Here is a 22,987-nt window from a genome sequence, read left to right as displayed (position 1 = left end):
CATGAGCGACGACGCCTCCACCACCGCCCCCGACCGGATCCCGAACAAGGGCAAGCTGGCCAAGGACCTCAACGAGGTCATCCGCTACACCCTGTGGTCCGTGTTCAAGCTGAAGGACGTGCTCCCCGAGGACCGCGCGGGCTACGCCGAAGAGGTCCAGGAGCTGTTCGACCAGCTCGCCGCCAAGGACGTCACCGTCCGCGGCACCTACGACGTCTCCGGTCTGCGGGCCGACGCGGACCTGATGATCTGGTGGCACGCCGAGACCAGCGACCAGCTGCAGGAGGCGTACAACCTGTTCCGCCGCACCAGGCTGGGCCGCGCCCTGGAGCCGGTGTGGTCGAACATGGCGCTGCACCGCCCCGCCGAGTTCAACCGCAGCCACATCCCCGCGTTCCTCGCCGACGAGACGCCCCGCGCGTACATCAGCGTCTACCCCTTCGTGCGCTCCTACGACTGGTACCTGCTGGCGGACGAGGACCGCCGCCGGATGCTGGCCGACCACGGCAAGATGGCCCGCGGCTACCCGGACGTGCGCGCCAACACGGTCGCCTCCTTCTCCCTCGGCGACTACGAGTGGATCCTCGCCTTCGAGGCCGACGAGCTGTACCGCATCGTCGACCTCATGCGTCACCTGCGCGCCTCGGAGGCCCGGATGCACGTCCGCGAGGAGGTGCCGTTCTACACCGGCCGGCGCAAGGAGATCGCGGAGCTGGTCGCGGGCCTCGCCTGACCGGCGAAGGCTCCGCGCGGCGTCACGCTACCGGCCGGGAACGCTCCGTTCGGCGGCGCCCTGCCTCCCGGCGGCACCCGGCTTCGGCTCCGGGTGCGGTGCGCAGTTCGCGCGGCGCCCCGGGAGCCGGCCCTCGATCAGATACGCCTCCATATGGGCGTTGACGCAGGCGTTGGGGCCGCCCGCGATGCCGTGCGTGCCGGCGTCCCGCTCGGTGACCAGGACCGAACCGGACAGCCGGCGGTGGAGTTCGAGAGCGCCGTCGTAGGGGGCGGCGGCGTCCCGTTCGGCCGCCAGGATCAGCGTCGGCGGCAGCTCGCCCGGCCCGGTCCGCACGTCCAGCGGCCGCTGACGCGGCGCCTGCCAGTAGGCGCACGGCAGGTTCAGCCATACGTTGTTCCACGTCTCGAACGGTGCCACGCGCGCGAGCCGGGTGTTGTCCCGGTCCCAGACCTTCCACTCCGTCGGCCAGGGCGCGTCGTTGCACTCGACGGCCGTGTAGACCGCACGCGAGTTCTCCGCCTGCGCGGCCGCCTTCTCCTGCGGCGCGGCAAGATCGACCAGTGGCCGCGGATCGCCCTTCAGGTACGCCGACAGCGCCTGGGCCCGTGACGGCCAGTATTCGTCGTAGTAGCCGGCCTCCAGGAACGCGCCCTGCAACTGCCCCGGCCCGACCTTCCCGCCCGCCGGTTTCCCGTCGAGCCGCGCCCGCGCGGTGTCGTAGCTGTGCTGTACCTCCTCCGGCGTGGCGCCGAGACCGTACACGCCGTGGTGCGCGGCGATCCACTCCTTCATGTCCGCCCAGCGGTCCTCGAACGCCGCCGACTGGGCGAGGTTGTTGCGGTACCAGACCTGCGCCGGGTCGGGGTTCACCGCCGCGTCGAACACCATCCGCCGTACGTGCGAGGGGAACAGCGTCGCGTACAGCGCCCCGAAGTAGCTGCCGTACGACGCCCCCATGAACGTCAGCTTCTCCTCGCCCAGCGCGGCGCGCAGCACGTCGAGATCGCGGGCGTTGTTCAGGGAGTTGTAGTGCCGCAGGGCGTCCCCCGACCGCTCGGCGCAGCCGCGCGCGTAGGCGGCGGCCCGCGCGATGCGCTCCCGCTTGTACGACTGAGAGGGGTGCGCGGGTGCGGACGACGGCCCCTTGAAGTGCTGCGCGGGGTCCTCGCAGGACAGCGGCGCGGAGCGGCCGACGCCGCGCGGGGCGTAGCCGACCAGGTCGTACGCGGCGGCCAGGCGCTTCCACTCGGGGAGGTGGCCGATCATCGGGAACTGCAGGCCGGAGGCGCCCGGACCGCCCGGGTTGTAGACCAGGGCGCCCTGCCGGGGCACCTTGCGCTTGCTGTTGCGCGGGTCGCGCTGGGTGGCCGGCATCCGGCTGACCGCGAGCCCGATCTGCTTGCCGTCGGGCCGCGCGTAGTCGAGCGGGACGGTGACCGTGGCGCACTCCATGCCCGGCGGGTTCTGCGCTCCGTTCTGTGCTCCGGCGCACTCGCCGAAGTCGACACCGGTGGCAGCGGCGCGGGCGGCGGCCACGGCGGTGCCGTGCGACTCGGCCGTCGCGTCCGGGCGGGCCGGAGCGCTGCCGGCCGGGGCGGCGGCGAGGCTGGTCAGGAGCAGGGAACCGGCGGCCGTGTAGAGGGCGGCAGCTCTCATCGCGTATCCCTTCGAAGCGCGGCAGCGACAGAAGGGATGTTTCGTACGATTGTGGGGAAAGGCAAGCACAGGCGGCCGGTGTCGGCCCCAATGCGCCCGTACGCCCCGGGGAGTCCGGAACCCTTCGAGTGCGCGTCAGACGCGCCGGTGGGATCCGCGGTGTGCGAAGGCCGCGCGCAGATCCGGCTCGCCCACCGCGCTGATGCCGCGTACGGCGACCGAGGTGAGGTAGGTGCGATCGTCCCCGGCGGCACCCGGGTGCTGGGCCAGCGTGCCCAGCAGACGCTGTCCGGCCGGGGAGGCCCAGTGCGAGTAGGGGTGCGCCTCGATGCGGGCCAGGGCGAGGCAGCTGAGGCAGAGGATCAGCGGCAGGGCGAACCAGAGGGCGACCAGAAGCCGCGGCACCCCTTGCTGAGCGGGCATCAGCAGCGCGGCCACGCCGAGCGCCAGGACGGCGAGGGTGGCGATCCGCACCTGGCGCACCCCGGCCCCGACGGTGGCCCCCGCCCCGGCCGGCACCGCGAGACCGGCGCTGACGAGCCGGTCGGCGAGGCCGCGCACGGCGTCGGCGGCGGCCGCTGCGGCCCGTACCGGGGCGATGGGTGACTGCCCTTCCGGCCCGATGGCGCCTATCACCGACCGCTCGATGTCGTCGCGCCCCCGCGGGTCCACGACGGTCGCCCAGCCCGTGTGCGCGAGGAGCAGCCGCCGCTGGCGCGCCATCGACACCAGCGTCAGATCGGCGACCCGCGCCGGTCCGCCGGACAGGAACGCGGCCTCGTACAACGTCAGATCGTGCTTCCCGCACGGCTCCGTCCCGGCGTCCGCCGCGCGTACGGCGGCCAGGCACAGCCGGGTGCACGCCAGACCGGCCACGGCCCATGCCGGCAACAGGAGAAGGACCCAGAACATGCCGTGTTTCTATGCCAACCGACTGGGAAACTCCATGCCTTGTTCACATTCCGGGACGGAGCGTTGTCGGTACGTGACGTTCCGCATGCCCCGCGGTCAACGGCGCAGCAGCACCCGCCGGGCCCGCGCCATCCGCGAGCGCGGACGTGGTGCCGAGCCGGAGCGCTCCAGCCACCACTCCCGCAACTCCCGTCGTGACCGGGCCTCCTGGGGGCGGCCGGCCAGCAGCAACCGCTCGGCGAAGTCCAGGGCGTCCCGCCGGTACCCCGCGGTCATCGGGTGCCGCTGCGCGTACGCCAGGAAGGAAGGCCGGTAGGCGGCCCCCAGGATCCCCGGCAGCTCCGGCGCCACCTTGGCCACCACGTCCGCCCGCTTCCCGGCCAGTGCGCGCGCCTGCACCCCGAGCCGCGCCCCGTCGAACCCCTCGGGGACCGGGGTGCCGGCGACGAGGGCGGAGAGCAGCGCGGCCTGCGCGAGGGCGAGACGCTGCCGGGCGGCGTCGGAAGCGGAACCGCAGGACGCGGGGTCGGCGGTCCCGGCCGGCTCAGGCGTGGGGGCCGCCAGGTCCCGGGCGGCGACCGGTGCCCCCGTCCTCGCCCGCGTACCCTCCTTGAGCGCCTCCCGTATCGCCGTCAGTTCCCCCTCCAGCTCGGCCGGTTCCGGGAAGTTCTCGTCGCGTTCCAGCAGGACGCCCGGCGGGGTGATCCGGGACGCGAGGTCGGTGAGGATGTCGAGGACCGGCCGGGGGACCGGGTGTGCGTGGCTGTCGTGCCAGACGCCGTCGCGTGCGAAGCCGCCGGCGACATGGACGTAGGCGATGGCCTCCAGCGGGAGTTCGGCGAGCGCCTTGACGGGGTCCTCGCCCCGGTTGACGTGGTTGGTGTGCAGGTTCGCCACGTCGATCAGGAGCCGCACGCCGGTGCGGTCGGCCAGCTCGTACAGGAACTGCCCCTCCGTCATCTCCTCACCCGGCCAGGAGATGAGCGCGGCGATGTTCTCCACGGCGAGCGGCACCGGCAGCGCGTCCTGCGCGATGCGGACGTTCTGGCAGAGCACGTCGAGGGCGTCGCGGGTGCGCGGTACGGGCAGCAGGTGCCCGGCCTCCAGCCGCGGGGACGCGGTGAGCGGGCCGCCCGCCCGGACGAACGCGATGTGCTCGGTGACCAGGGGCGAGCCGAGCACCTCCGCCCGCTCGGCGAGCGCCGCGAGACGACCGGGGTCGGGCCGCTCGGCGTCACCGAGGCCGAGGGAGACGCCGTGCGGGACGACCGTCACGCCACGCTCGCGCAGCCGCAGCAGCGACTCCGGAAGGTGCCCCGGGCAGACGTTCTCGGCGACCGCCTCGACCCAGTCGACGCCCGGCATGCGCTCCACGGCGTCCGCGATCTCCGGCCGCCACCCGATTCCGGTTCCCAGTCGCTGCATGGCCCCCTCCTTCACGTCCGTCCTCCTGCACCTGGATGCGCTGTGTCGTCTCCTTCGACGGACCGCTGTTCTCCGGCGTGAGGGGGGTATGGCCCCGCTCCCGGGGCCCGAACCCTGCCGCGTGCGCCTTCAGAGCAACATTTGAGGTTGCCCGCGGCTCACTGCAGGACGCCCGCCGTGTCCTGCGGCTCCGGCCGCTTGGTGTTGACCGTGCCCGGTGCACCCGGCGACGGCTGCGACGTGGTCTCGACGTTCCCGGTCGCCTCGGCCGGCGGCGCCGAGGGCACGATCTGGCCGGGGACCGGCGCGGGCGGGCCGCTCGGGCTGGAGGTCGCGGCGTTCGCGGCCGCGTTCGCGATGGCGTCGAAGTCGACCCTGCCGGTCTTCTCCAGCACGGTGATGTGGTCGAGGACGGTCTGGTTGGCGTCCGAGGCGAGCTGCCGGACCAGCGTGTTGCGCGTGCTGTTCCGGACCGCGCCGATCGCCGGGAAGATCTTGCCGTGCGCGGCGCGCAGCAGGTTGGCGAACTTGTACTCGTACTCCTCGCCGCTGGCCGCGGTCATCTCGTTCAGCCAGCCCTGCTGCTCCTCGGTCGGCTGGTTGGGCAGCTCGACGCCGAGCTGGGCGGCGACGATGCGCACCCGCTTGTCGAGGTCGGTGTGGCCGACGATCAGGTGGTCGGCGGCTTCCTTGACCGCCGCGCTGGTCGGGCGCTCCATCGCCTGCTGGCCGGCCGGCAGCTCCCACAGACCGGCGAGCCGCACCCGGACGATGAGGTCACGGTCCTGTGCGGTCAGCGGCCCCCACTGGGTGCTGACGGTGCCGGCGGCCATGTTGGCCTGGCCGGTGCCGGAGCGGTCGGCGTACGACCACACCGGGAAGGCGAGAGCGCCGACGGTGGCGGCGAGTGCCGCAATGATGAGGGCCGTACCGTTGATACGCCGCAAGGGGTGCCTCCTGGGAGAAGCCAACTGGTCGTTGGTGCACGAGTCGCTAGGCCAGCGCCAGGAGATACGCGGGACGGGGCCCGGATGTTCAAGGCTCCGTGCGACCGTGGACGGAGGTCGGGTTCAGCGCAGCGCCGGGTGGTCGGCGACGACGGTGCAGCTGCCCGCCGGGATCTCGGTGAACCCGGCGTCGCGCACCGACGGCAGGCCCGACGAGGTGAGATGGGACCAGCGGCCCCGTGACGCGGTGCGCACGGCGAGCGGGAACCCGGCGCCCCGCCAGGCGGCGCGCTCGGTGTCGGGAAGCGCCCACCAGGCGAGTTGGGCGCCGTGCCCGGCCTGGGCCATCGCCTTGCCCGCCGACATCGCGATCTCCGGGTTCAGCCACAGCACCGGCGCCCCCGGGTCCGCCTCGACCGGCGGCTCCGGATCGTCGAGCTCCGTCCCGGAGACCTGCAGCCGCGCCAGGTCCTTCGGCCAGCCGTCCAGGGGGACCGGCGGGAACACCCTCACCTCCGCCGCCTTCCCGGTCACCGTGATGCCGGGCAGCGCCTCGGCCCGCCGCCATTCGGCGCCCCGGGCCCGTCGCACCACCTTCCGGATCCGTGCGTCCTGCCAGTCCCGCACGGCCTCGGCCCACTCCCCCTCGCCCAGCGAGCGCGCGTCGCTCAGCAGCACGAGCACGGCGCGGGCGGCGGTCTCCAGGGCATCGGTCCGGGCAGGCGGGGAGTCCCGCTCCAGCCGCACGACCAGCGGCAGCACGAACTGGGGCGCGGTGTCGCGGGGGCCGGGCTCGGAGCGGAAGGGGCCGGCAGTCGGTTCTGTGGTCACGCGGTCCAGTCTGCCAACCTCGCGAGCGCCGGGAGCCACGGGCATACGCTGGAGGTATGAGCGACGGTGACGACTACTGCCTGATCGACGCGAGCAGGCCGCCCAAGGCGGCGGGGCCGCCGTACGCGGAGTGCGTGCTGTGCAGGAAGCCGACCGAGTATCCGGAGTCCTACAAGGGGATCACGCTGTGTCCCGAGTGTGAGTGGCTGGAGGCCCAGCGGACGGCCTGTTCCGGCTAGGGCGGTCACGACCGCCCGTCGGTGGCCGCCGCGCGGATCAGCTGGGACACCTTCACGAAACGGTATCCCTGCCGCCGGAGCTCCGGCACGACCGTACGGATCGCCCGCTCGGTCGTCGGCGCCGCGCTGCGCGTGCAGTGCAGCACGACGACCGACCCCGGCCGCACCCCCTCCAGCACCTGCCGCGCCACCGCGTCCGCGTCCGTCGCGAAGGCGTCGCCGCCCACCACGTCCCACTGCACCGCTGTCACGCCCGTGGCGCTCAGCGCCCGCAGCGCCTGCTGGTCGTAGCAGCCGCCGGGGAACCGGAAGTACGGCTTCGCGTCCCGCACGCCGGCCCGGCGGAAGGCCGCGTAGGCCCGCTCCACCTCCGTGCGCATCCGCTCCACGCCGACCGTCGGCAGGCCGTAGCAGTCGGTGGTGAAGGCGTAGTGGCTGTAGGAGTGGTTGGCCACCTCGAACAGGGGGTCCCGGCTGATGCCGCGGGCCTGGATCGGGTACTGCTCCGCCCACCGGCCCGTCATGAAGACGGTGGCCGGCACCTTCAGCGCCCGCAGCGTCGCGATCAGCTGCGGGTTGTCGAAGTGCTCGCCCTCCGCGGCACGCGGCCCCTGATCGGCGGTCATGTCGGCGTCGAAGGTGAGCGCGACGGTCTTGCCCCCGGCCCGCGGGCCGCTGGTGAACACCGGTGTGAGGCCCGCGGGGCCGGGGGCGAGGGTGGGCGGTTTCGCGGGGGAGGCGGGCGCCGAGGGGACCGCCGTCCGGCCACCCTGCGGCGCCTTGACGGTGCCGCAGGCGGCCAGGGCGGCACCCAGGGCGCAGACGGTGATGACTCTTCGCGCATAAGTGATCACCGTCGGAAAATATGACATTCGCGTCGGCGTCAGCGCCGACGCGACCTACGGGTCACCCGGCCGGCGGCCTCCGCCACGGACCGCTCACCGCGAAGGTCGTCCCCGGGTCGTAGCAGTTGACGTACATCGTCTCGCCGTCCGGTGAAAAGGTGACGCCCGCGAACTCGCCGTACTTCGGTGCCTGGGGCGTACCGGTGTTCTGCCGGTTGCGGGCCAGCGCGTACACCTCGCCCCGGCGTGTGACTCCGAAGACGTGCTGCGCGCCGTTGCCGTCCTCGCAGACCATCAGGCCGCCACCGGGGGCGAGGCAGATGTTGTCCGGCCACTCGCCGGGCAGCTCGACGTCGTTGTCCGGGCCGAAGACGATCACCAGGGTGAGGCGACGGGCCGCCGGGTCGTAGCGCCAGACCTGGCCGGAGTGGTCGCCCGCCGAGCCGTCCGCACTGCGGGCGAACGACGAGACGAAGTACACGCTCCGGCCGCCCCAGTAGCAGCCCTCCAGCTTCTGCGCGCGCGTGATCCCCTTCGGGCCGTAGTCCTGGAGGCGCACCGAGGTGGTGGTGGCGAGCGGGTCCGGTACGTCCACCCACTCGACGCCGTCGAAGCAGGCGCCGGTCTCCTGCACCGACGACAGGTCGGGTACGCCGGGCACGCGCATCGCCTGGAGCCGCCCGCCCGCGCGCAGGGAGCCCGTGCCGCCGAGCGGCTTCCTCGGCAGGAAGCGGAAGAAGAGGCCGAAGGGCGGGACGAAGGCGTCCTCCGTCTCGTAGACGACGCCGGAGCGCGGGTCGACCGCGATCGCCTCGTGCTGGAAGCGGCCCATCGCGGTCAGCGGGACCGCGCCCGTGCGGTGCGGGTCGGCCGGATCGACCTCGAAGATGAAGCCGTGGTCCTTGGTGTAGCCGGTGGTGCCGGCTCGGTCCTCGGTCTCCTCGCAGGTCAGCCAGGTACGCCAAGGGGTGGGGCCGCCTGCGCAGTTGACGGCCGTTCCGGCGATGGCCACGCGCTCGGAGCTGACCCGGCCGTCGGGCTCCAGCGTCAGCGCCGTGCAGCCGCCTTTGGCCGCCGGGTCGTAGGTGAGGCCCTCGATCACCGGTACGGGGCCCCTCGACGTGACGCGGTTCTCGTGGTTGCGGACGAGATGGACACGGCCGTGGCGGCCGGCGAGGGCGGTCATGCCGTCCTGGTTGGAGGGGACGCGGCCCTCGCCGGAGAGCAGCGGGTCGCCCTCACGGGAGAGCACCCGGTAACGGAATCCTTCCGGCAGGTCGAGCAGGCCTTTCGGGTCGGGTACGAGGGGGCCGTAGCCGCTGTGGCCGAGCTGCTGGGCGGCGGCCGTACCGGCGAAGAGCTCGGACAGGGCGCCGGAAAAGGCGATGCCCACTCCCAGGGCACCGCCGCGGGCGAGGGCATGACGACGTGTCACGGACATGGGGAAACCTTCCTGCTGGCGGACAGGACAGTGACCCCGCCGTGTCTATCAGCTACCGGCGGTCGCTGGAACCACGCGCGTAGCATCCGTCACGGAGCGTCGCCGAGGCCCGGGGTGGGGCGCGGCGGCTCAGTGGCGTCGGGATCGGGAGAGGAGCCGGGCTCTTGGGTGAGGCTCGCGGTCTCGTCGGGCCGCGCGAGGTCCGGTCTGCTCTGCCCCTGGGGGTGGGCCACCGCATGGGGCGACCTCTCCAGGAAGCGGAGCAGCTCCACCGGGAAGGGCAGCACCAGCGTCGAGTTCTTCTCGGCGGCGACCGCCACGATCGTCTGGAGCAGCCGCAACTGGAGCGCGGTCGGGGTGTCCTCCATCTGCTGGGCCGCCTCGGCGAGCTTCTTCGACGCCTGGTACTCGGCGTCGGCGTTGATGACTCGGGCACGGCGCTCGCGGTCGGCCTCGGCCTGGCGGGCCATGGAGCGCTTCATCGTCTCCGGCAGCGACACGTCCTTGATCTCGACCCGGTCGACCTGTACGCCCCAGCCGACGGCCGGGCTGTCGATCATCAGCTCGAGCCCCTGGTTGAGCTTCTCGCGGTCGGACAGCAGGTCGTCCAGCTCGCTCTTGCCGATGATCGAGCGCAGCGAGGTCTGGGCCATCTGGGAGACCGCGAACTTGTAGTCCTCGACCTTGATCAGCGCGCTCGCCGCGTCGACCACCTTGAAGTACACGACGGCGTCCACGCGCACGGTCACATTGTCCCGGGTGATGCCCTCCTGGGCCGGCACCGGCATCGTGACGATCTGCATGTTGACCTTGTGCAGCCGGTCCACGAACGGGATGATCAGCGTGAATCCGGGCGCCCGCACCTGGTCCCTGAGCCGGCCGAGCCGCAGTACCACACCGCGCTCGTACTGTTTGACGACCCGCGCCGCCGCCCCGAGGTACACCACACCGGCGGAACCGACCGCGGCGGCGGCCACCAGGATTTCTTCGAGCATGGACGACCTCCTCGCCAGAGGCCCGTGACATCCGTTCCTGCAACGATATGCCCGGTGTCCGGTCCGGGGCCATGGGGGCTCCGTACCGGACACCGGGTCGCGGGATCGGTCAGGGTATGGTCACCTTCACCGGGTCGGTGCCCGACGCGCTGTGCCGCTCGGCCCAGCTCTCCAGCGCCGTACGGCACGCGTGGTCCAGGTGGTGGAGACCGGACAGGTCGAGCTCGATGGGCCGGTCCTGCGGCAATGCCTCCAGACTGTCGAGGATCTTGGGCAGCCGCAGGAAGGTCGCGTTGCCCGACAGGTGGGCCTGGATCGGTCCGGCACCCTTGTCTATGACCTCCAGCTTCAGGTGCGAGGCCTCCCAGGCGGTCTTGGCGACCGACAGGGCGAGGCCGATCAGGACGCCCTCGAACATGTTCACGCCGACGATGGCGGCCGCCGTGACGACGAGGATCAGCGCCTCACCCCGATGGTCGCGCCACATCGTCACGAGCTGTCGGAAGGGGATCAGCTTCCAGCCGGCGTGGACCAGGATGCCCGCGAGCGCGGGCAGCGGGATCAGCGCCAGCGCGGACGGCAGCAGGGCGGCGAACAGCAGCAGCCAGAGGCCGTGCAGCACTCGCGAGGCCTTGGTCCGGGCGCCCGCCTGGACATTGGCCGAGCTGCGCACGATGACCGCGGTCATCGGAAGGGCGCCGAGCACGCCGCAGACCGCGTTGCCCGCGCCCTGGGCCATCAGTTCCTTGTCGTAGCGGGTGCGGGGACCGTCGTGCAGCCGGTCCACGGCCGCCGCGCTGAACAGGCTCTCCGCTGAGGCGATCAGCGTGAAGGCCAGGACGGTGCCGATGACGGCCGGGCTCGCCAGCTCGGCGAAGGCGCCCGCGCCGGGCGGCTGGATCGAGTCGATCAGGCCGTTCACCTCGACGGTGGAGACCGGGGGGTCGAAGGCGAGGGTGGCGAGCGTGGCCAGGGCGACCGCGGCGAGGGCACCGGGCACCGCGCGCACCTTCTCCGGCAGCCGCTTCCACGACACCATGACGGCGATCGTCGCCGCTCCCATCGCCACGGAGGCCAGCGCCGTGGTGCTGCCCACGGCCAGCACGACGGCCTCGGGCAGACCGGCGATCTTCTCGATGCCGGACGTGGGGGCCTTCATGCCGGCCGCCGCGTACAGCTGGCCGGCGATGATCACCAGGCCGATGCCGGCCAGCATGCCCTCCACGACCGAGACCGAGATGGCCCGGAACCAGCGCCCCAGCTTCAGGGCGCCCATCACGAGCTGCAGCAGACCGGCCGCGAGCACGAGCGCCCCGAGCACGGGCAGCCCGAACTCGGTGACCGCCTCGTAGACCAGCACGGTCATGCCCGCCGCCGGGCCGGACACCTGGAGGCTGCTGCCCGGCAGCAGACCGGTGACGATGCCGCCGACGATGCCGGTGATCAGGCCGAGTTCGGCCGGGACACCGGAGGCGACGGCCACACCGACGCACAGCGGCACGGCGACGAGGAAGACGACGACGGAGGCTGCGAAGTCCTGCCTTAAGTAGGGGTACTTGGTCATTGCGGGCCTCACAGGGCCTCGAACGCGTCGTTGCCGGCGTGGTGTTCGCGGACGGCGCCGGTGTGCACCTCGTAGTACCAGCCGCGCAGCCGCAGCCGGCCGTCCGCCAGCCGCTGCTCGACGCACGGGTACGAGCGCAGCCGCAACAGCTGGGCCAGGACGTGGTTCTGCACGGCCTCGGCGACCGTCGGGTCGGTCGGGTCGGCGGCCTCGGGCTGGTCGGCGGCGTGCGCCAGCCAGTCCCGCACGGCCGGCACGGCGTCGAGGTCGTCGCCGCGCACCAGCGCGCCGACGGCACCGCAGTGCGAGTGGCCGCAGACCACGACGTCCCGGACGCCGAGCACCTCCACGGCGTACTCGATGGTGGCCGCCTCCCCGCTGGGGCGGCCGGAGGTGTACGGGGGAACGATGTTGCCCGCGGTGCGCAGCTCGAACAGCTGGCCGGGGCGGGCGCCGGTGATCAGGGCAGGAACGACCCTGGAGTCGGAGCAGGTGATGAACAGGACTTCAGGGGACTGGCCCTGAGCCAGCGGAGCGAACTCCTCAGGGCGCTGTCCGAACGTGCGGGCGTTGTCGATGAGGGGCTGCATGACGTGCTGATTCCTCCTGGCGCGCAGTGGGGGCGCGTCGGACGTGCATGACAGGGTGACGTGGGGGACCGCTTCTGCTCCAGGCGGCCGGCCTCGGCGACCGGTCTCAGCGGCCGAAGACCTGGAACGCGGTCGGGGAGGGGGCGGTCGAGGGTCTCGACACGTGGTCGTACGCGGCGCTGGGCGCGACCGCGTCGGATTCGGCCCACTCGCGTATTCGGAACATCGGGCCTCCCTCGGGTTCGGTCACACCTCTAGCCTGCACCAACGGTTGGTCAACAGCTGGTCAAGAAAGACATTAACCCTGCAAAGTTGCTTGCAGGGTTAACTTGGCGTTTCGAGCCGAAGAGAGCCTCAAAAGTGAGGTTGAGCTGGCGTGATCCGTCCCTCTGACACCGGCGACGGCGTGGCGTCAGAGGCCCGCTGTCAGGCGCTGGGCGTCCCGGGCCAGCGCGGTGAGCCGCGAGATGGCCCGGAAGTACTTCTTGCGGTAGCCGCCCCTCAGCATCTCCTCGCTGAACAGCTGGTCGAAGGGCAACCCCGAGGCCAGGACGGGAACTTCACGGTCGTAGAGCCGGTCCGCGAGCACCACGAGCCGCAGCGCCGTCGACTGGTCGGGAACGGGCCGCACGTCGGTCAGGCAGACCGCCCTGAGGCCGTCCGTCAACGCGCCGTACCGGCTGGGGTGGACGCGGGCGAGGTGGTCGAGCAACCGCGGGAACGCGTCGAGCGAGGCGCCCTCGGTGGCCTGCGCCACTCGTGTCACCTGCTCGTCGGTGAACGGCGCCGGGGCCTTCGGCAGGCCGCGGTGGCGGTAGTCCTCGCCGTCGATGCGCAGGGCGCGGAAGTGGGCCGACAGGCCCTGGATCTCGCGCAGGAAGTCGGCCGCCGCGAACCGGCCCTCGCCGAGCTTGCCCGGCAGGGTGTTCGAGGTGGCGGCGAGCGCGACGCCCGCGTCGACCAGCTTGCCGAGCAGGGTGGAGACCAGGACGGTGTCGCCGGGGTCGTCCAGCTCGAACTCGTCGATGCACAGGAGGCGGTGGCCGGAGAGCGTCTGGACGGTCTGCTGGAAGCCGAGGGCGCCGACCAGGTTGGTCAGCTCCACGAACGTGCCGAACGCCTTGTGGGCGGGTTCGGCGGGGGTCGCGTGCCACAGGGAGGCGAGGAGGTGGGTCTTGCCCACCCCGTAACCGCCGTCGAGGTAGACGCCCCGGGGCCCGGCGGGGGCCTTCGGCGCCTTGGCCCTGCCGAAGCCGAAGAATCCCCGCCTGTCGCTGCCGGGGGCCGCGCCGAGGCCGGCCGCGAAACCCTCCAGGACCCCTACCGCCTCGGTCTGGCTGGGCTGGTCGGGGTCCGGGATGTACGTGCTGAAGCGCACCGAGTCGAAGCGGGGCGGGGGCACCATCTCGGCCACCAGGCGGTCCGCGGGGACGTGCGGCTCCCGCGTGCAGAGGGAGAGAGTGGCGGCTTCGGCGGCTATGGGGCTTCGGCCGGCTGCGGTGGAGGAGGACACGCTTACCCATGCTAAAGGGTGGGGCGGGGGCGGTTCCGGCCCGGCCCCACGCGCGGGGCCCCCGGGGGGCCCGGATGGATCGCCGCCCGCGTGGAACACTTCTCGGCATGCGACGCCTCTTTCCTGTGACCGACACGACAGTGGACCCGGCCGACCGCGAGTGGGATCTCGCGGAGCTGGCGGAGGCGTACGCCTACCCCGCGCCGCCGGCGGGGGAGCCGGTTGCCTGGCTGCGGGCCAACATGGTCTCCACGCTCGACGGGGCCGCGCAGCACGACGGCAGGTCGCAGCCCATCTCCAACGCCACCGACATGCGGATCTTCGGCACCCTGCGGGCGCTCGCGGACGTCGTGATGGTCGGTGCCCAGACGGTCCGCCAGGAGGGATACCGCCCGGCACGCGTGCGTGCGGAGTTCACGGCGGCGCGCGAGGCGGCCGGACAGGAGCCCGTGCCCGCGATCGCGGTGGTCAGCGCCGGCCTGGACCTGGACTTCTCGCTGCCGCTGTTCACCGCGCCCGTGGTGCCCACGCTGATCCTCACGGGCGCGGCGGCGGCCCCGGAGCGGGTGGCCGCGGCCGAGAAGGCCGGCGCGCGGGTGGTGGTCGCCGGCGACGGCGTCGGCGTGGAGCCCGCACGGGCCGTACGGGCGCTCGCCGGGCTCGGTCACACCCGGCTGCTCACCGAGGGCGGGCCACGGCTGCTGGGGCAGCTGGTGGCGGCCGGGGTGCTGGACGAGCTGTGCCTGACCGTCTCCCCGATGCTCTCGGCCGGGGGCGCGCAGCGGATCGCCGGGGGTCCGGCGGTGACTGTCCCGCAGCGGTTCGAACTGGCGTCCCTGCTGGAAGAGGCCGGTTTTCTGTTCACCCGTTACCGTCGGTCATGAGACCGGCGGAACATGACGTTCCGCTTGGCTCGCGACGGGCACACTAAGACGCGCACTACCCGTGCGATCACGGGGCAGGATGGTTTCCGCAGGGCCGCACGGCCGACGGAGGACGGAGGGCCGACCGGCCCTCGGAGGAGAAGGGGCGCCTGGTGTTCACAAGCGTTTTGATGATCGAGAAGGCCCTCACGTCCGCCGACGTGGAGTTCGTCACCACCTTGCACGGGGACGAGCCGGTCGCCTTCCATGTGCTGCTCCAGCCGCGTGGTGAGCAGGCGGACCGGCTGCTGCGGGCCATCGACGACCTCGCGCTGGGGGAGCTCGACGAAGCGGCGCGGGAGGGGGAGACGCCGGAGGGGGAGGCGGCCAGGAGTGAGGGGCAGCGGGCGCTGGACGTGTCCCTGCAGGCCCTGCGGGCCTCCGGCAGCGCGGCGGAGGGCCGGCTGATCGAGGACCATCCGCTGGACGCGCTGAAGGGCGTGGTCGAGGAGGTGGGGGCCGACGAGGTGATCGTGCTGACGGATCCCCACTACGTGGAGGAGTTCTTCCATCGGGACTGGGCTTCTCGGGCCCGGCACAAGGTGGGGGTACCGGTGCTGAAGCTGTTCTCGCACAGCAAGGCCTAGGTGTGGAGGGCGGTGACGCGACGACTCCGCCCCCTTACAGGGCGCCCCGCGCCCTACGGAATAGGCTGGGGCCGCGCTCCCTCACCGGTGGCGCGCTGCTCGTCGTAACGGATCTTGGGGAGAACACGCATGGCACCCGGCCTTCCTACCGCCATGGACCGACCGCACTTCATCGGCATCGGTGGGGCCGGGATGTCCGGTATCGCGAAGATCCTGGCGCAGCGGGGGGCCAAGGTCGCCGGCAGTGACGCCAAGGAGTCGGCGACCGCGGAGGCGCTGCGGGCCCTGGGCGCCACCGTGCACATCGGGCACGCGGCGGAGCACCTCGCGGACGACGCCAGCTGTGTCGTGGTGTCCTCGGCGATCCGGTCCGACAACCCGGAGCTGGCCCGCGCGGCCGAGCTGGGCGTCCCGGTGGTGCACCGGTCCGACGCGCTGGCCGCCCTGATGGACGGGCTGCGGCCGATCGCCGTCGCCGGAACGCACGGCAAGACCACGACCACCTCGATGCTGGCCGTGTCGCTGTCCGCGCTCGGGCTGCGGCCGTCGTACGCGATCGGCGGTGACCTGGACGCGCCCGGATCCAACGCGCTGCACGGCGACGGCGACATCTTCGTGGCCGAGGCGGACGAGAGCGACCGCAGCTTCCACAAGTACGCTCCCGAGGTGGCGATCGTGCTCAACGTCGAGCTCGACCACCACGCCAACTACGCGTCGATGGACGAGATCTACGAGTCCTTCGAGACCTTCGCCGGGCGGATCGTGCCCGGCGGCACGCTGGTGATCTCGGCCGACCAGGAGGGCGCGCGGGAGCTGACGCGGCGGGTCGCGGCCTCGGGCGTCAAGGTCGTGACGTACGGCTCGGCGGACGACGCCGACGTGCGGGTGCTGTCGGTCCTGCCGCAGGGGCTGAAGAGCGAGGTCACCGTCCTGCTGGACGGCCGTGAGCTCACCTTCGCGGTCTCCGTCCCCGGCCGGCACTACGCGCACAACGCGGTCGCCGCCCTCGTGGCCGGCGTGGCCCTCGGCATCCCGGCGGCGGAGCTGGCGCCGGCGCTGGCCGCGTACACCGGGGTGAAGCGGCGGCTGCAGCTCAAGGGCGAGGCGGCCGGGGTGCAGGTGATCGACTCCTACGCCCACCACCCGACCGAGATGACCGCGGACCTGGAGGCGATGCGGGCGGCCGCCGGCGACGCGCGCATCCTGGTGGTCTTCCAGCCGCACCTGTTCTCGCGGACGCAGGAGCTGGGCAAGGAGATGGGCCAGGCCCTGGCCCTCGCGGACGCCTCCGTGGTGCTGGACATCTACCCGGCCCGTGAGGACCCGATCCCGGGCGTCACCAGCGAGCTGATCATCGAGGCGGCCCGGGCCGCGGGCGCGGACGTGACGCCCGTGCACGACAAGGGCGAGGTGCCCGAGGTGGTGGCGGGAATGTCCGGGCCGGGCGATCTGGTTCTCACCATGGGCGCGGGCGACGTCACCGACCTCGGACCGCGCATCTTGGACCGCCTGCCGAAGTGAGGGGCTGACACCCATGTCGTACGACGTCGAGAAGCCGGACGAGCAGTGGCGCGTGGAACTGACGCCGGCCGAGTACGCCGTGCTGCGCCAGGCCGCGACGGAACCCGCGTTCACCGGTGAGTACACCGACACCAAGACCAAGGGCGTGTACTCGTGCCGCGCCTGCGGTGCCGAGCTGTTCACCTCGAACACCAAGTTCGAGTCGCACTGTGGCTGGCCGTCCTTCTACGACCCCAAGGACAGCGACGCGGTGGAGCTGGTGCAGGACCGCTCGCACGGCATGCTGCGCACCGAGGTGCTGTGCGCGCGCTGCGGATCGCACCTCGGGCACGTGTTCGACGGTGAGGGCTATCCCACACCGACGGACCAGCGGTACTGCATCAACAGCATCTCGCTGCGGCTGGCCCCGGAGGACGAGGCCGAGAAGCCCGACGAGAGCTGACGAGAGCTGAGGGGGTACGGGCCCGTGCTCACGCAGGAGTGACCGGGTCCCCCGTGCCGCCCTCGAACGCCCGCAGGATCCGTTCCGCCGCCAGCGTCGCCGTCACCTCGCCGTCCCGGACCTGACGCTCCAGGTCCGGCGCGAGGGCGCGCACGGCCGGGTGGGCGTGCAGGCGGCCCAGCAGATCGTCGCGGACCATCGTCCAGGTCCAGTCGACCTGCTGGTCACGGCGTTTGGCGGCGAGCCGGCCGGTGGAGTCGAGCAGCGAGCGATGCTGTTCGAGGCGCTCCCAGACGGTGTCCAGACCGGTCGACTCGCGGGCGCTGCAGTGCAGCACCGGCGGCGTCCAGAAGGCGTCCCCGCCGTGCATCAGCCGCAGCGCGCCCGACAGTTCACGGGCGGCCGCCCGGGCGTCGCGCTCGTGCGGGCCGTCCGCCTTGTTGACGGCGAGCACGTCGGCCAGCTCCAGGACACCCTTCTTGATGCCCTGCAGCTGGTCGCCGGTGCGGGCGAGAGTGAGCAGCAGGAACGAGTCGACCATGTCGGCGACGGCGGTCTCGGACTGGCCCACGCCGACCGTCTCGACGAGGACCACGTCGTGGCCCGCCGCCTCCATCACCACGATCGACTCGCGGGTCGCCTTGGCGACGCCCCCGAGGGTGCCGGCCGTGGGGGAGGGGCGGACGAAGGCCGCGGGGTCCACGGCCAGCCGCTCCATCCGCGTCTTGTCGCCCAGGATCGAGCCGCCGGTCCGGGTCGACGACGGGTCGACGGCGAGCACGGCGACCCGGTGGCCGAGACCGGTCAGCATGGTGCCGAACGCGTCGATGAACGTCGACTTGCCGACTCCCGGCACCCCGCTGACGCCGATCCGCCGCGCCTTCCCGCTGTACGGCAGCAGCTCGGTCAGCAACTGCTGGGCCGACGCCCGGTGCTGCGGCCGGGTGGACTCGACGAGCGTGATTGCGCGTGCCACGATCGCCCGCTTCCCGTCGAGCACGCCCTTCACATACGCGTCGACGTCGATCACAGCTCGTGCCCGAGGCCGGCCGCCAGCCGCCGCACCAGGTCGTGGGCCGCGTCCGGGATCACCGTCCCGGGCGGGAAGACGGCCGCCGCACCCATCTCCAGCAGGGTCGGCACGTCCTGCGGCGGGATCACCCCGCCGACCACGATCATGATGTCCTCGCGGCCCTCCTCGGCGAGCTGCTCGCGCAGCGCCGGTACGAGGGTGAGGTGGCCGGCGGCCAGCGAGGACACCCCGACGATGTGCACGTCGGCCTCCACGGCCTGGCGGGCGACCTCGGCGGGCGTCTGGAACAGCGGGCCGACGTCCACGTCGAAACCGAGGTCGGCGAAGGCGGTCGCGATCACCTTCTGGCCGCGGTCGTGGCCGTCCTGGCCCATCTTGGCGACCAGGATGCGCGGGCGGCGGCCCTCGGCCTCCTCGAACCCGTCCACGAGGACGCGGGTACGGTCGACGGAGGGGGACTCGCCTGCTTCGTTGCGGTACACCCCGGAGATCGTACGGATCTGGCTCGCGTGCCGCCCGTACACCTTCTCCAGGGCGTCCGAGATCTCGCCGACGGTCGCCTTGGCGCGGGCCGCGTGCACCGCCAGCTCCAGCAGGTTGCCGTCGCCGCCGGCCGCGCGGGTGAGCGCGTCCAGCGCGTCCCGGCAGGCGGTCTCGTCACGCTCCGCGCGCAGCCGGCGCAGCTTCTCGATCTGCTGGGCGCGCACCGAGGAGTTGTCGACCTTGAGCACCTCGATCTGCTCGTCGGTCTCGACCCGGTACTTGTTCACGCCGATCACCGGCTGCCGGCCGGAGTCGATGCGGGCCTGCGTGCGTGCCGCGGCCTCCTCCACGCGCAGCTTCGGGATGCCGGCGTCGATGGCCTGCGCCATGCCGCCCGCCTGCTCGACCTCCTGGATGTGCTGCCAGGCGCGGCGCGCGAGGTCGTACGTCAGTTTCTCGACGTAGGCGCTGCCGCCCCACGGGTCGATCACGCGGGTGGTGCCGGACTCCTGCTGGATGAGCAGCTGCGTGTTGCGGGCGATCCGCGCCGAGAAGTCGGTGGGCAGCGCGAGGGCCTCGTCGAGCGCGTTGGTGTGCAGCGACTGGGTGTGGCCCTGCGTGGCGGCCATCGCCTCCACGCACGTACGCGTGACGTTGTTGAACACGTCCTGGGCGGTCAGCGACCAGCCGGAGGTCTGCGAATGCGTGCGCAGGGAGAGGGACTTGGCGTTCTGCGGGTCGAACTGCCGCACCAGCTTCGCCCACAACAGGCGGGCCGCGCGCATCTTGGCGATCTCCATGAAGAAGTTCATGCCGATCGCCCAGAAGAACGACAGCCGCGGCGCGAACGCGTCCACGTCCAGGCCCGCCTCCCGGCCCGCACGGATGTACTCCACGCCGTCCGCGAGGGTGTACGCGAGCTCCAGGTCGGCCGTCGCGCCCGCCTCCTGGATGTGGTAGCCGGAGATGGAGATGGAGTTGTAGCGGGGCATCCGCTGCGAGGTGAAGGCGAAGATGTCGGAGATGATCCGCATCGACGGCTTCGGCGGATAGATGTAGGTGTTGCGGACCATGAACTCCTTGAGGATGTCGTTCTGGATGGTCCCCGCGAGCTTTTCCGGCGGCACGCCCTGCTCCTCGGCCGCCACGATGTACAGCGCCAGCACCGGCAGCACGGCGCCGTTCATCGTCATCGACACCGTCATCCGGTCCAGCGGGATGCCGTCGAAGAGCTGGCGCATGTCGTAGATCGAGTCGATGGCCACGCCCGCCATGCCGACGTCACCGGTCACGCGCGGGTGGTCGCTGTCGTAGCCGCGGTGCGTGGGCAGGTCGAAGGCGACGGACAGGCCCTTCTGACCGGCCGCCAGGTTGCGCCGGTAGAACGCGTTGGACTCCTCGGCGGTGGAGAAGCCCGCGTACTGGCGGATGGTCCAGGGCTGGTTGACGTACATCGTCGGGTACGGGCCGCGCAGGTAGGGCGCGATGCCCGGGTAGGTGTCCAGGAAGTCCAGGCCCTCCAGGTCCTGCCCGGTGTAGAGCGGCTTGACCGCGATGCCCTCCGGGGTCTCCCAGAGCAGGTCGTCACCGCCCGCCGCCTTCTTCACCGCCGTGCGCCACTCGTCGGCCGCGCCGTCGGTGGCCGGGGTCCCCAGCTCGATCCCGGAGAAGTCGGGGAAGGACATCAGGACACTCCCATCCGGTCGAGGGTCGCGGAGAGCACGGCGATCGCGTCGCAGCCCGCGAAGACGTAACTGCCGACACCCGCGTACTGCCCCGGCCGTCCCGCGAGGGACACCTGCGCGGCGCCCGCCGCCGTCAGCTCCTGGGCGCGGGCCTCGGCCTGCTCCGCGTACAGCTCGTCGCTGGAGCAGAGGCAGGCCTCGCTCGCCCCGCTCTCCTCGAAGGTGCCCTCGCTGACGGGCTCGATGCCGCCCGCCTGGAAGAGGTTCGCGGCGAAGGCGGCGCGCGCGCTGTGGGCGGCGGCCGGGCCGAGGGTGGCCAGGTAGATCCGGGGGCGGGAGCCGGTCGCGGCGAGGTGGGCGTCGGAACGGGCGCGCAGTGCCTCGTACGCGTCGTCGCGGCGCACGCGGGGGAGGCCGCCGGTGGGCGGCTCGGGGGCCGGCTCGCGCACGACGGGCCTCTCGGCCAGGTGCGGGAACTCGCTGACGCCGGTGACGGGTTCACGCCGCTTGGCGAGCTTCGCGCTCCGGGCCGCCCAGGTCTCGGCCAGCCGCTCCCGGACGGTCCCGGACCGCAGGGCGGCGGCCTGGCCGCCCTCGCGCTCGATGCCGCGGAAGAACTCCCAGCCCGCGTGGGCGAGTTCGTCGGTGAGCCGCTCCACATACCAGGAACCGCCCGCCGGGTCGATCACCCGGGACAGATGCGACTCCTCGATCAGGATCGTGGAGGTGTTGCGGGCGATACGGCGCGCGAACGCGTCCGGCAGGCCGAGCGCGTGGTCGAACGGCAGTACGGTCACGGCGTCGGCGCCCGCGACGCCGGCCGCCAGCGTGGCCACCGTGGTGCGCAGCATGTTCACCCACGGGTCGCGGCGCGTCATCATCACCGGCGAGGTCACGACGTGCTGCACCTGGGCGCCCGGGCCCCCGCAGACCTCGGCGACCCGCGCCCACAACCTGCGCGCCGCGCGCAGTTTGGCGATCGTCAGGAACTGGTCGGCGGTGGCCGCGTACCGGAACTCCAGCTGTCCACAGGCCTGCTCGACGCTCAGGCCCGCCTCGGTCAGCGCCCGCAGATAGGCGACACCGGTCGCCAGCGAGCACCCCAGCTCCTGCGCGGCCGAGCCGCCGGCCTCGTGGTACGGCAGCGCGTCCACGGTCAGCGCCCGCAGTCCCGGGTACTCCTCGGCGCAGCGCCGCGCGAGCCCGGCCACGACCGGGAAGTCGTACGTCCGGCCCGTACGGGCCTCGAACCCCAGCGGGTCGGCGCCCAGGTTGCCGCGCGCCGCCTCGGGGGCGACGCCCCGCTCCTCGTACAGCCGCAGCAATTCCCGCGCCGCGTCCTCCACATCGCGCCCGGCGTCGAGGACGACGGGCGCCAGGTCGAGGTAGACGCCGTCGAGGACCTGGCCGAGCGCGGACACCGGGAGGCCGGCGTCGCCGGCGACCAGCCAGAGGGAGGTGACGCCGTTCTCCAGGTCGGCCAGCACCGCGCCGCCGTCGACGGTCGCGTGCCGCTGGCGCACGTCCCAGCCGCCGAGAGTGTTCCCCTCGGCCCGGGCGCTGCGCACAAAGGGCGCGAAACCGGGGAAGCCGGGCTCGGGCGCGGCGTCGTGGGCGGTGTACAGGGGGCGGACACGGAGTCCGTCCTCCAGCGTGGTGGCCAGGGCGTCCTCGGCGGCCGCGCCCTCGACGTCCTTGCCCGACTTGCGCAGTACGCCCGCCACAAGGCGCTGCCACTGCTCACGGGTCGCGTCGGAGAACTCGGCGGCCAGGGAAAGCCCGTCGTCGGGCAGGACCGTCATGCTCGGATGCTAGGCCAGGTGAACAAAGGAGCAGCAGAGGGCAGGGCTGTGACCTTGCCCTCTCCGGGTGAGCCTTGATGAGATGACGGATTCCGTACTACGCCGCAATGTGACGCCCTTCACCCGGATGTCGCCGGGTCCGGGGCTGCCCACAGGCCCCGGACGTGGCTCAGATGGCGGGTCATGACGGCGTGGACGGACCGTTCGTCGCGGGCGAGGAGGGCGTCGAGGAGTTCCAGGTGCTCCTCGGCCGACGCCTGGAGGCGGCCCTGTTCGGCGAGCGCGGTCAGGCCGTAGAGACGGGCGCGGCGGCGCAGGTCGCGGACCACCTCCACGAGGTGCTCGTTGCCCGCGAGGGCCAGCAGGCCCAGATGGAAGCGCAGATCGGCCTCGACGTAGGCGATCAGGTCGCCGGCCGCGGCGGCGGTGACGATCTCCTCGGCCACCGGTCGCAGCGCCGCCAGCGCCGCCGGGTCCGCGGTGCGGGCCAGTTGGGCCGTCGTGGGGATCTCGATCAGCGCGCGCACGTGCGTGTACTCGTCGAGCTGCTTCTCCGAGACGGCCGTGACCCGGAAGCCCTTGTTGGGGACCGTGTCGACCAGGCCCTCCTTGGCCAGGTCCAGCATCGCCTCGCGCACCGGCGTCGCGGAGACCCCGAAGCGGGCGGCGAGCGTGGGCGCCGAGTAGACCTCCCCGGTGCGCAGCTCACCGGCGACGAGCGCGGCCCGCAGGGCGTCGGCGACCCGCTCGCGGTAGCTGCTCCTCCTGCCGCCGAGCACGGGGAGGCTGGGGGGCGGCGCCGTCATGGGGTGGCTCC

The 22,987-nt window shown here is 72.5% G+C and carries 21 protein-coding genes; 6 read left to right on the top strand and 15 right to left on the bottom strand.

The genetic code is table 11. The features are described 5' to 3' along the window. Position 1 precedes the first annotated feature (1 nt). Positions 2-733 carry a hydrogen peroxide-dependent heme synthase gene (gene hemQ, locus AB0O67_RS05560; protein WP_365446485.1) on the top strand — a complete coding sequence of 244 codons (732 nt, stop codon included), beginning with the start codon at positions 2-4 and terminating at the stop codon, positions 731-733. 27 nt (positions 734-760) lie between these two features. Here hemQ and AB0O67_RS05555 read toward each other — a convergent pair whose 3' ends face one another. From AB0O67_RS05555 to AB0O67_RS05535, 5 genes are all read right to left on the bottom strand, one after another. Beyond that, positions 761-2,392, bottom strand: a complete 1,632-nt coding sequence (locus AB0O67_RS05555) for an alpha/beta hydrolase (RefSeq protein ID WP_365446483.1) — start codon at positions 2,390-2,392, stop codon at positions 761-763. A 135-nt stretch (positions 2,393-2,527) separates the two neighbouring features. Beyond that, positions 2,528-3,304, bottom strand: coding sequence for a TIGR04222 domain-containing membrane protein (locus AB0O67_RS05550; protein WP_365446481.1), 777 nt, complete (start codon positions 3,302-3,304; stop codon positions 2,528-2,530). A 96-nt stretch (positions 3,305-3,400) separates the two neighbouring features. Next, complete coding sequence (locus AB0O67_RS05545) at positions 3,401-4,729, bottom strand: DUF692 domain-containing protein (RefSeq protein ID WP_365446479.1); 1,329 nt, start codon at positions 4,727-4,729, stop codon at positions 3,401-3,403. Positions 4,730-4,887: 158 nt separating this feature from the next. After that, the gene (locus tag AB0O67_RS05540; RefSeq protein WP_365446477.1) at positions 4,888-5,676 is read right to left on the bottom strand and encodes a DUF4142 domain-containing protein; all 789 of its coding nucleotides are present in this window, start codon (positions 5,674-5,676) and stop codon (positions 4,888-4,890) included. Between the two features lie 123 nt (positions 5,677-5,799). After that, the gene (locus tag AB0O67_RS05535; RefSeq protein ID WP_365446475.1) at positions 5,800-6,507 is read right to left on the bottom strand and encodes a peptidyl-tRNA hydrolase; all 708 of its coding nucleotides are present in this window, start codon (positions 6,505-6,507) and stop codon (positions 5,800-5,802) included. Between the two features lie 56 nt (positions 6,508-6,563). On the opposite strand from AB0O67_RS05535, the gene AB0O67_RS05530 reads away from it, so the two are divergent. Then, entirely contained in the window at positions 6,564-6,746 is a 183-nt protein-coding gene (locus AB0O67_RS05530; RefSeq protein ID WP_365446473.1) for a hypothetical protein, read from the top strand. A gap of 5 nt (positions 6,747-6,751) precedes the next feature. Here the strand turns inward: AB0O67_RS05530 and AB0O67_RS05525 are convergent, their stop codons facing one another. From AB0O67_RS05525 to zapE, 6 genes are all read right to left on the bottom strand, one after another. Next, complete coding sequence (locus AB0O67_RS05525; protein ID WP_365446471.1) at positions 6,752-7,600, bottom strand: polysaccharide deacetylase family protein; 849 nt, start codon at positions 7,598-7,600, stop codon at positions 6,752-6,754. Between the two features lie 52 nt (positions 7,601-7,652). After that, entirely contained in the window at positions 7,653-9,032 is a 1,380-nt protein-coding gene (locus AB0O67_RS05520) for an alkaline phosphatase PhoX (RefSeq protein WP_365446469.1), read from the bottom strand. Positions 9,033-9,121: 89 nt separating this feature from the next. Further along, on the bottom strand, positions 9,122-10,027 hold the full coding sequence (locus tag AB0O67_RS05515; protein ID WP_365446467.1) for a slipin family protein: 906 nt from the start codon (positions 10,025-10,027) through the stop codon (positions 9,122-9,124). Between the two features lie 109 nt (positions 10,028-10,136). After that, the gene (locus AB0O67_RS05510) at positions 10,137-11,591 is read right to left on the bottom strand and encodes a SulP family inorganic anion transporter (RefSeq protein WP_365446465.1); all 1,455 of its coding nucleotides are present in this window, start codon (positions 11,589-11,591) and stop codon (positions 10,137-10,139) included. An 8-nt stretch (positions 11,592-11,599) separates the two neighbouring features. Next, positions 11,600-12,181, bottom strand: a complete 582-nt coding sequence (locus AB0O67_RS05505; protein WP_365446463.1) for a carbonic anhydrase — start codon at positions 12,179-12,181, stop codon at positions 11,600-11,602. A gap of 412 nt (positions 12,182-12,593) precedes the next feature. Continuing rightward, positions 12,594-13,694 carry a cell division protein ZapE gene (gene zapE, locus AB0O67_RS05500; RefSeq protein ID WP_365446461.1) on the bottom strand — a complete coding sequence of 367 codons (1,101 nt, stop codon included), beginning with the start codon at positions 13,692-13,694 and terminating at the stop codon, positions 12,594-12,596. Positions 13,695-13,801: 107 nt separating this feature from the next. On the opposite strand from zapE, the gene AB0O67_RS05495 reads away from it, so the two are divergent. The 4 genes from AB0O67_RS05495 (at position 13,802) to msrB (ending at position 17,167) form a co-directional block, all read left to right on the top strand. Then, a complete protein-coding gene (locus AB0O67_RS05495) occupies positions 13,802-14,578 on the top strand; it encodes a pyrimidine reductase family protein (protein WP_365446459.1) in 777 nt (258 codons plus the stop codon). A gap of 152 nt (positions 14,579-14,730) precedes the next feature. After that, positions 14,731-15,204, top strand: coding sequence for an indole-3-glycerol phosphate synthase (locus AB0O67_RS05490; RefSeq protein ID WP_365446457.1), 474 nt, complete (start codon positions 14,731-14,733; stop codon positions 15,202-15,204). Between the two features lie 129 nt (positions 15,205-15,333). Next, entirely contained in the window at positions 15,334-16,725 is a 1,392-nt protein-coding gene (murC, locus tag AB0O67_RS05485; protein WP_365446455.1) for a UDP-N-acetylmuramate--L-alanine ligase, read from the top strand. Between the two features lie 13 nt (positions 16,726-16,738). After that, positions 16,739-17,167: a peptide-methionine (R)-S-oxide reductase MsrB gene (msrB, locus tag AB0O67_RS05480; RefSeq protein ID WP_365446453.1), complete on the top strand. Its 429-nt coding sequence runs from the start codon at positions 16,739-16,741 to the stop codon at positions 17,165-17,167. A 28-nt stretch (positions 17,168-17,195) separates the two neighbouring features. Here msrB and meaB read toward each other — a convergent pair whose 3' ends face one another. The 4 genes from meaB to AB0O67_RS05460 form a co-directional block, all read right to left on the bottom strand. Further along, positions 17,196-18,197 (bottom strand): methylmalonyl Co-A mutase-associated GTPase MeaB, encoded by a 1,002-nt coding sequence (gene meaB, locus AB0O67_RS05475; protein ID WP_365446451.1) that lies wholly within the window; start codon positions 18,195-18,197, stop codon positions 17,196-17,198. Continuing rightward, the gene (scpA, locus tag AB0O67_RS05470) at positions 18,194-20,368 is read right to left on the bottom strand and encodes a methylmalonyl-CoA mutase (RefSeq protein WP_365446449.1); all 2,175 of its coding nucleotides are present in this window, start codon (positions 20,366-20,368) and stop codon (positions 18,194-18,196) included. The genes meaB and scpA overlap by 4 nt, the downstream gene beginning before the upstream one ends. After that, positions 20,368-22,170, bottom strand: a complete 1,803-nt coding sequence (locus tag AB0O67_RS05465; protein ID WP_365446447.1) for a methylmalonyl-CoA mutase subunit beta — start codon at positions 22,168-22,170, stop codon at positions 20,368-20,370. Before AB0O67_RS05465 ends, scpA begins: the two co-directional genes overlap by 1 nt. Before the next feature lie 119 nt (positions 22,171-22,289). Beyond that, on the bottom strand, positions 22,290-22,976 hold the full coding sequence (locus AB0O67_RS05460) for a GntR family transcriptional regulator (RefSeq protein ID WP_365446445.1): 687 nt from the start codon (positions 22,974-22,976) through the stop codon (positions 22,290-22,292). Positions 22,977-22,987: the final 11 nt, after the last annotated feature.

Origin of the sequence: Streptomyces sp. NPDC086077, assembly GCF_040686175.1 — a bacterium.
In the GTDB taxonomy this organism is placed as follows: domain Bacteria; phylum Actinomycetota; class Actinomycetes; order Streptomycetales; family Streptomycetaceae; genus Streptomyces.
The sequence above is the reverse complement of the archived record's forward strand: the minus strand, read 5'-3'. Positions and strand labels throughout refer to the sequence as shown.

Excerpts from the sequence above, each read along its gene's own strand:
- AB0O67_RS05495 (WP_365446459.1), top strand. The coding sequence starts at position 13,802 with ATGCGACGCCTCTTTCCTGTGACCGACACGACAGTGGACCCGGCCGAC.
- scpA (WP_365446449.1), bottom strand. The coding sequence starts at position 20,368 with ATGTCCTTCCCCGACTTCTCCGGGATCGAGCTGGGGACCCCGGCCACC.
- AB0O67_RS05555 (WP_365446483.1), bottom strand. The coding sequence starts at position 2,392 with ATGAGAGCTGCCGCCCTCTACACGGCCGCCGGTTCCCTGCTCCTGACC.
- AB0O67_RS05460 (WP_365446445.1), bottom strand. The coding sequence starts at position 22,976 with ATGACGGCGCCGCCCCCCAGCCTCCCCGTGCTCGGCGGCAGGAGGAGC.
- AB0O67_RS05530 (WP_365446473.1), top strand. The coding sequence starts at position 6,564 with ATGAGCGACGGTGACGACTACTGCCTGATCGACGCGAGCAGGCCGCCC.
- AB0O67_RS05515 (WP_365446467.1), bottom strand. The coding sequence starts at position 10,027 with ATGCTCGAAGAAATCCTGGTGGCCGCCGCCGCGGTCGGTTCCGCCGGT.
- hemQ (WP_365446485.1), top strand. The coding sequence starts at position 2 with ATGAGCGACGACGCCTCCACCACCGCCCCCGACCGGATCCCGAACAAG.
- msrB (WP_365446453.1), top strand. The coding sequence starts at position 16,739 with ATGTCGTACGACGTCGAGAAGCCGGACGAGCAGTGGCGCGTGGAACTG.
- murC (WP_365446455.1), top strand. The coding sequence starts at position 15,334 with ATGGCACCCGGCCTTCCTACCGCCATGGACCGACCGCACTTCATCGGC.
- AB0O67_RS05505 (WP_365446463.1), bottom strand. The coding sequence starts at position 12,181 with ATGCAGCCCCTCATCGACAACGCCCGCACGTTCGGACAGCGCCCTGAG.
- AB0O67_RS05545 (WP_365446479.1), bottom strand. The coding sequence starts at position 4,729 with ATGCAGCGACTGGGAACCGGAATCGGGTGGCGGCCGGAGATCGCGGAC.
- AB0O67_RS05550 (WP_365446481.1), bottom strand. The coding sequence starts at position 3,304 with ATGTTCTGGGTCCTTCTCCTGTTGCCGGCATGGGCCGTGGCCGGTCTG.
- AB0O67_RS05465 (WP_365446447.1), bottom strand. The coding sequence starts at position 22,170 with ATGACGGTCCTGCCCGACGACGGGCTTTCCCTGGCCGCCGAGTTCTCC.
- AB0O67_RS05510 (WP_365446465.1), bottom strand. The coding sequence starts at position 11,591 with ATGACCAAGTACCCCTACTTAAGGCAGGACTTCGCAGCCTCCGTCGTC.
- AB0O67_RS05520 (WP_365446469.1), bottom strand. The coding sequence starts at position 9,032 with ATGTCCGTGACACGTCGTCATGCCCTCGCCCGCGGCGGTGCCCTGGGA.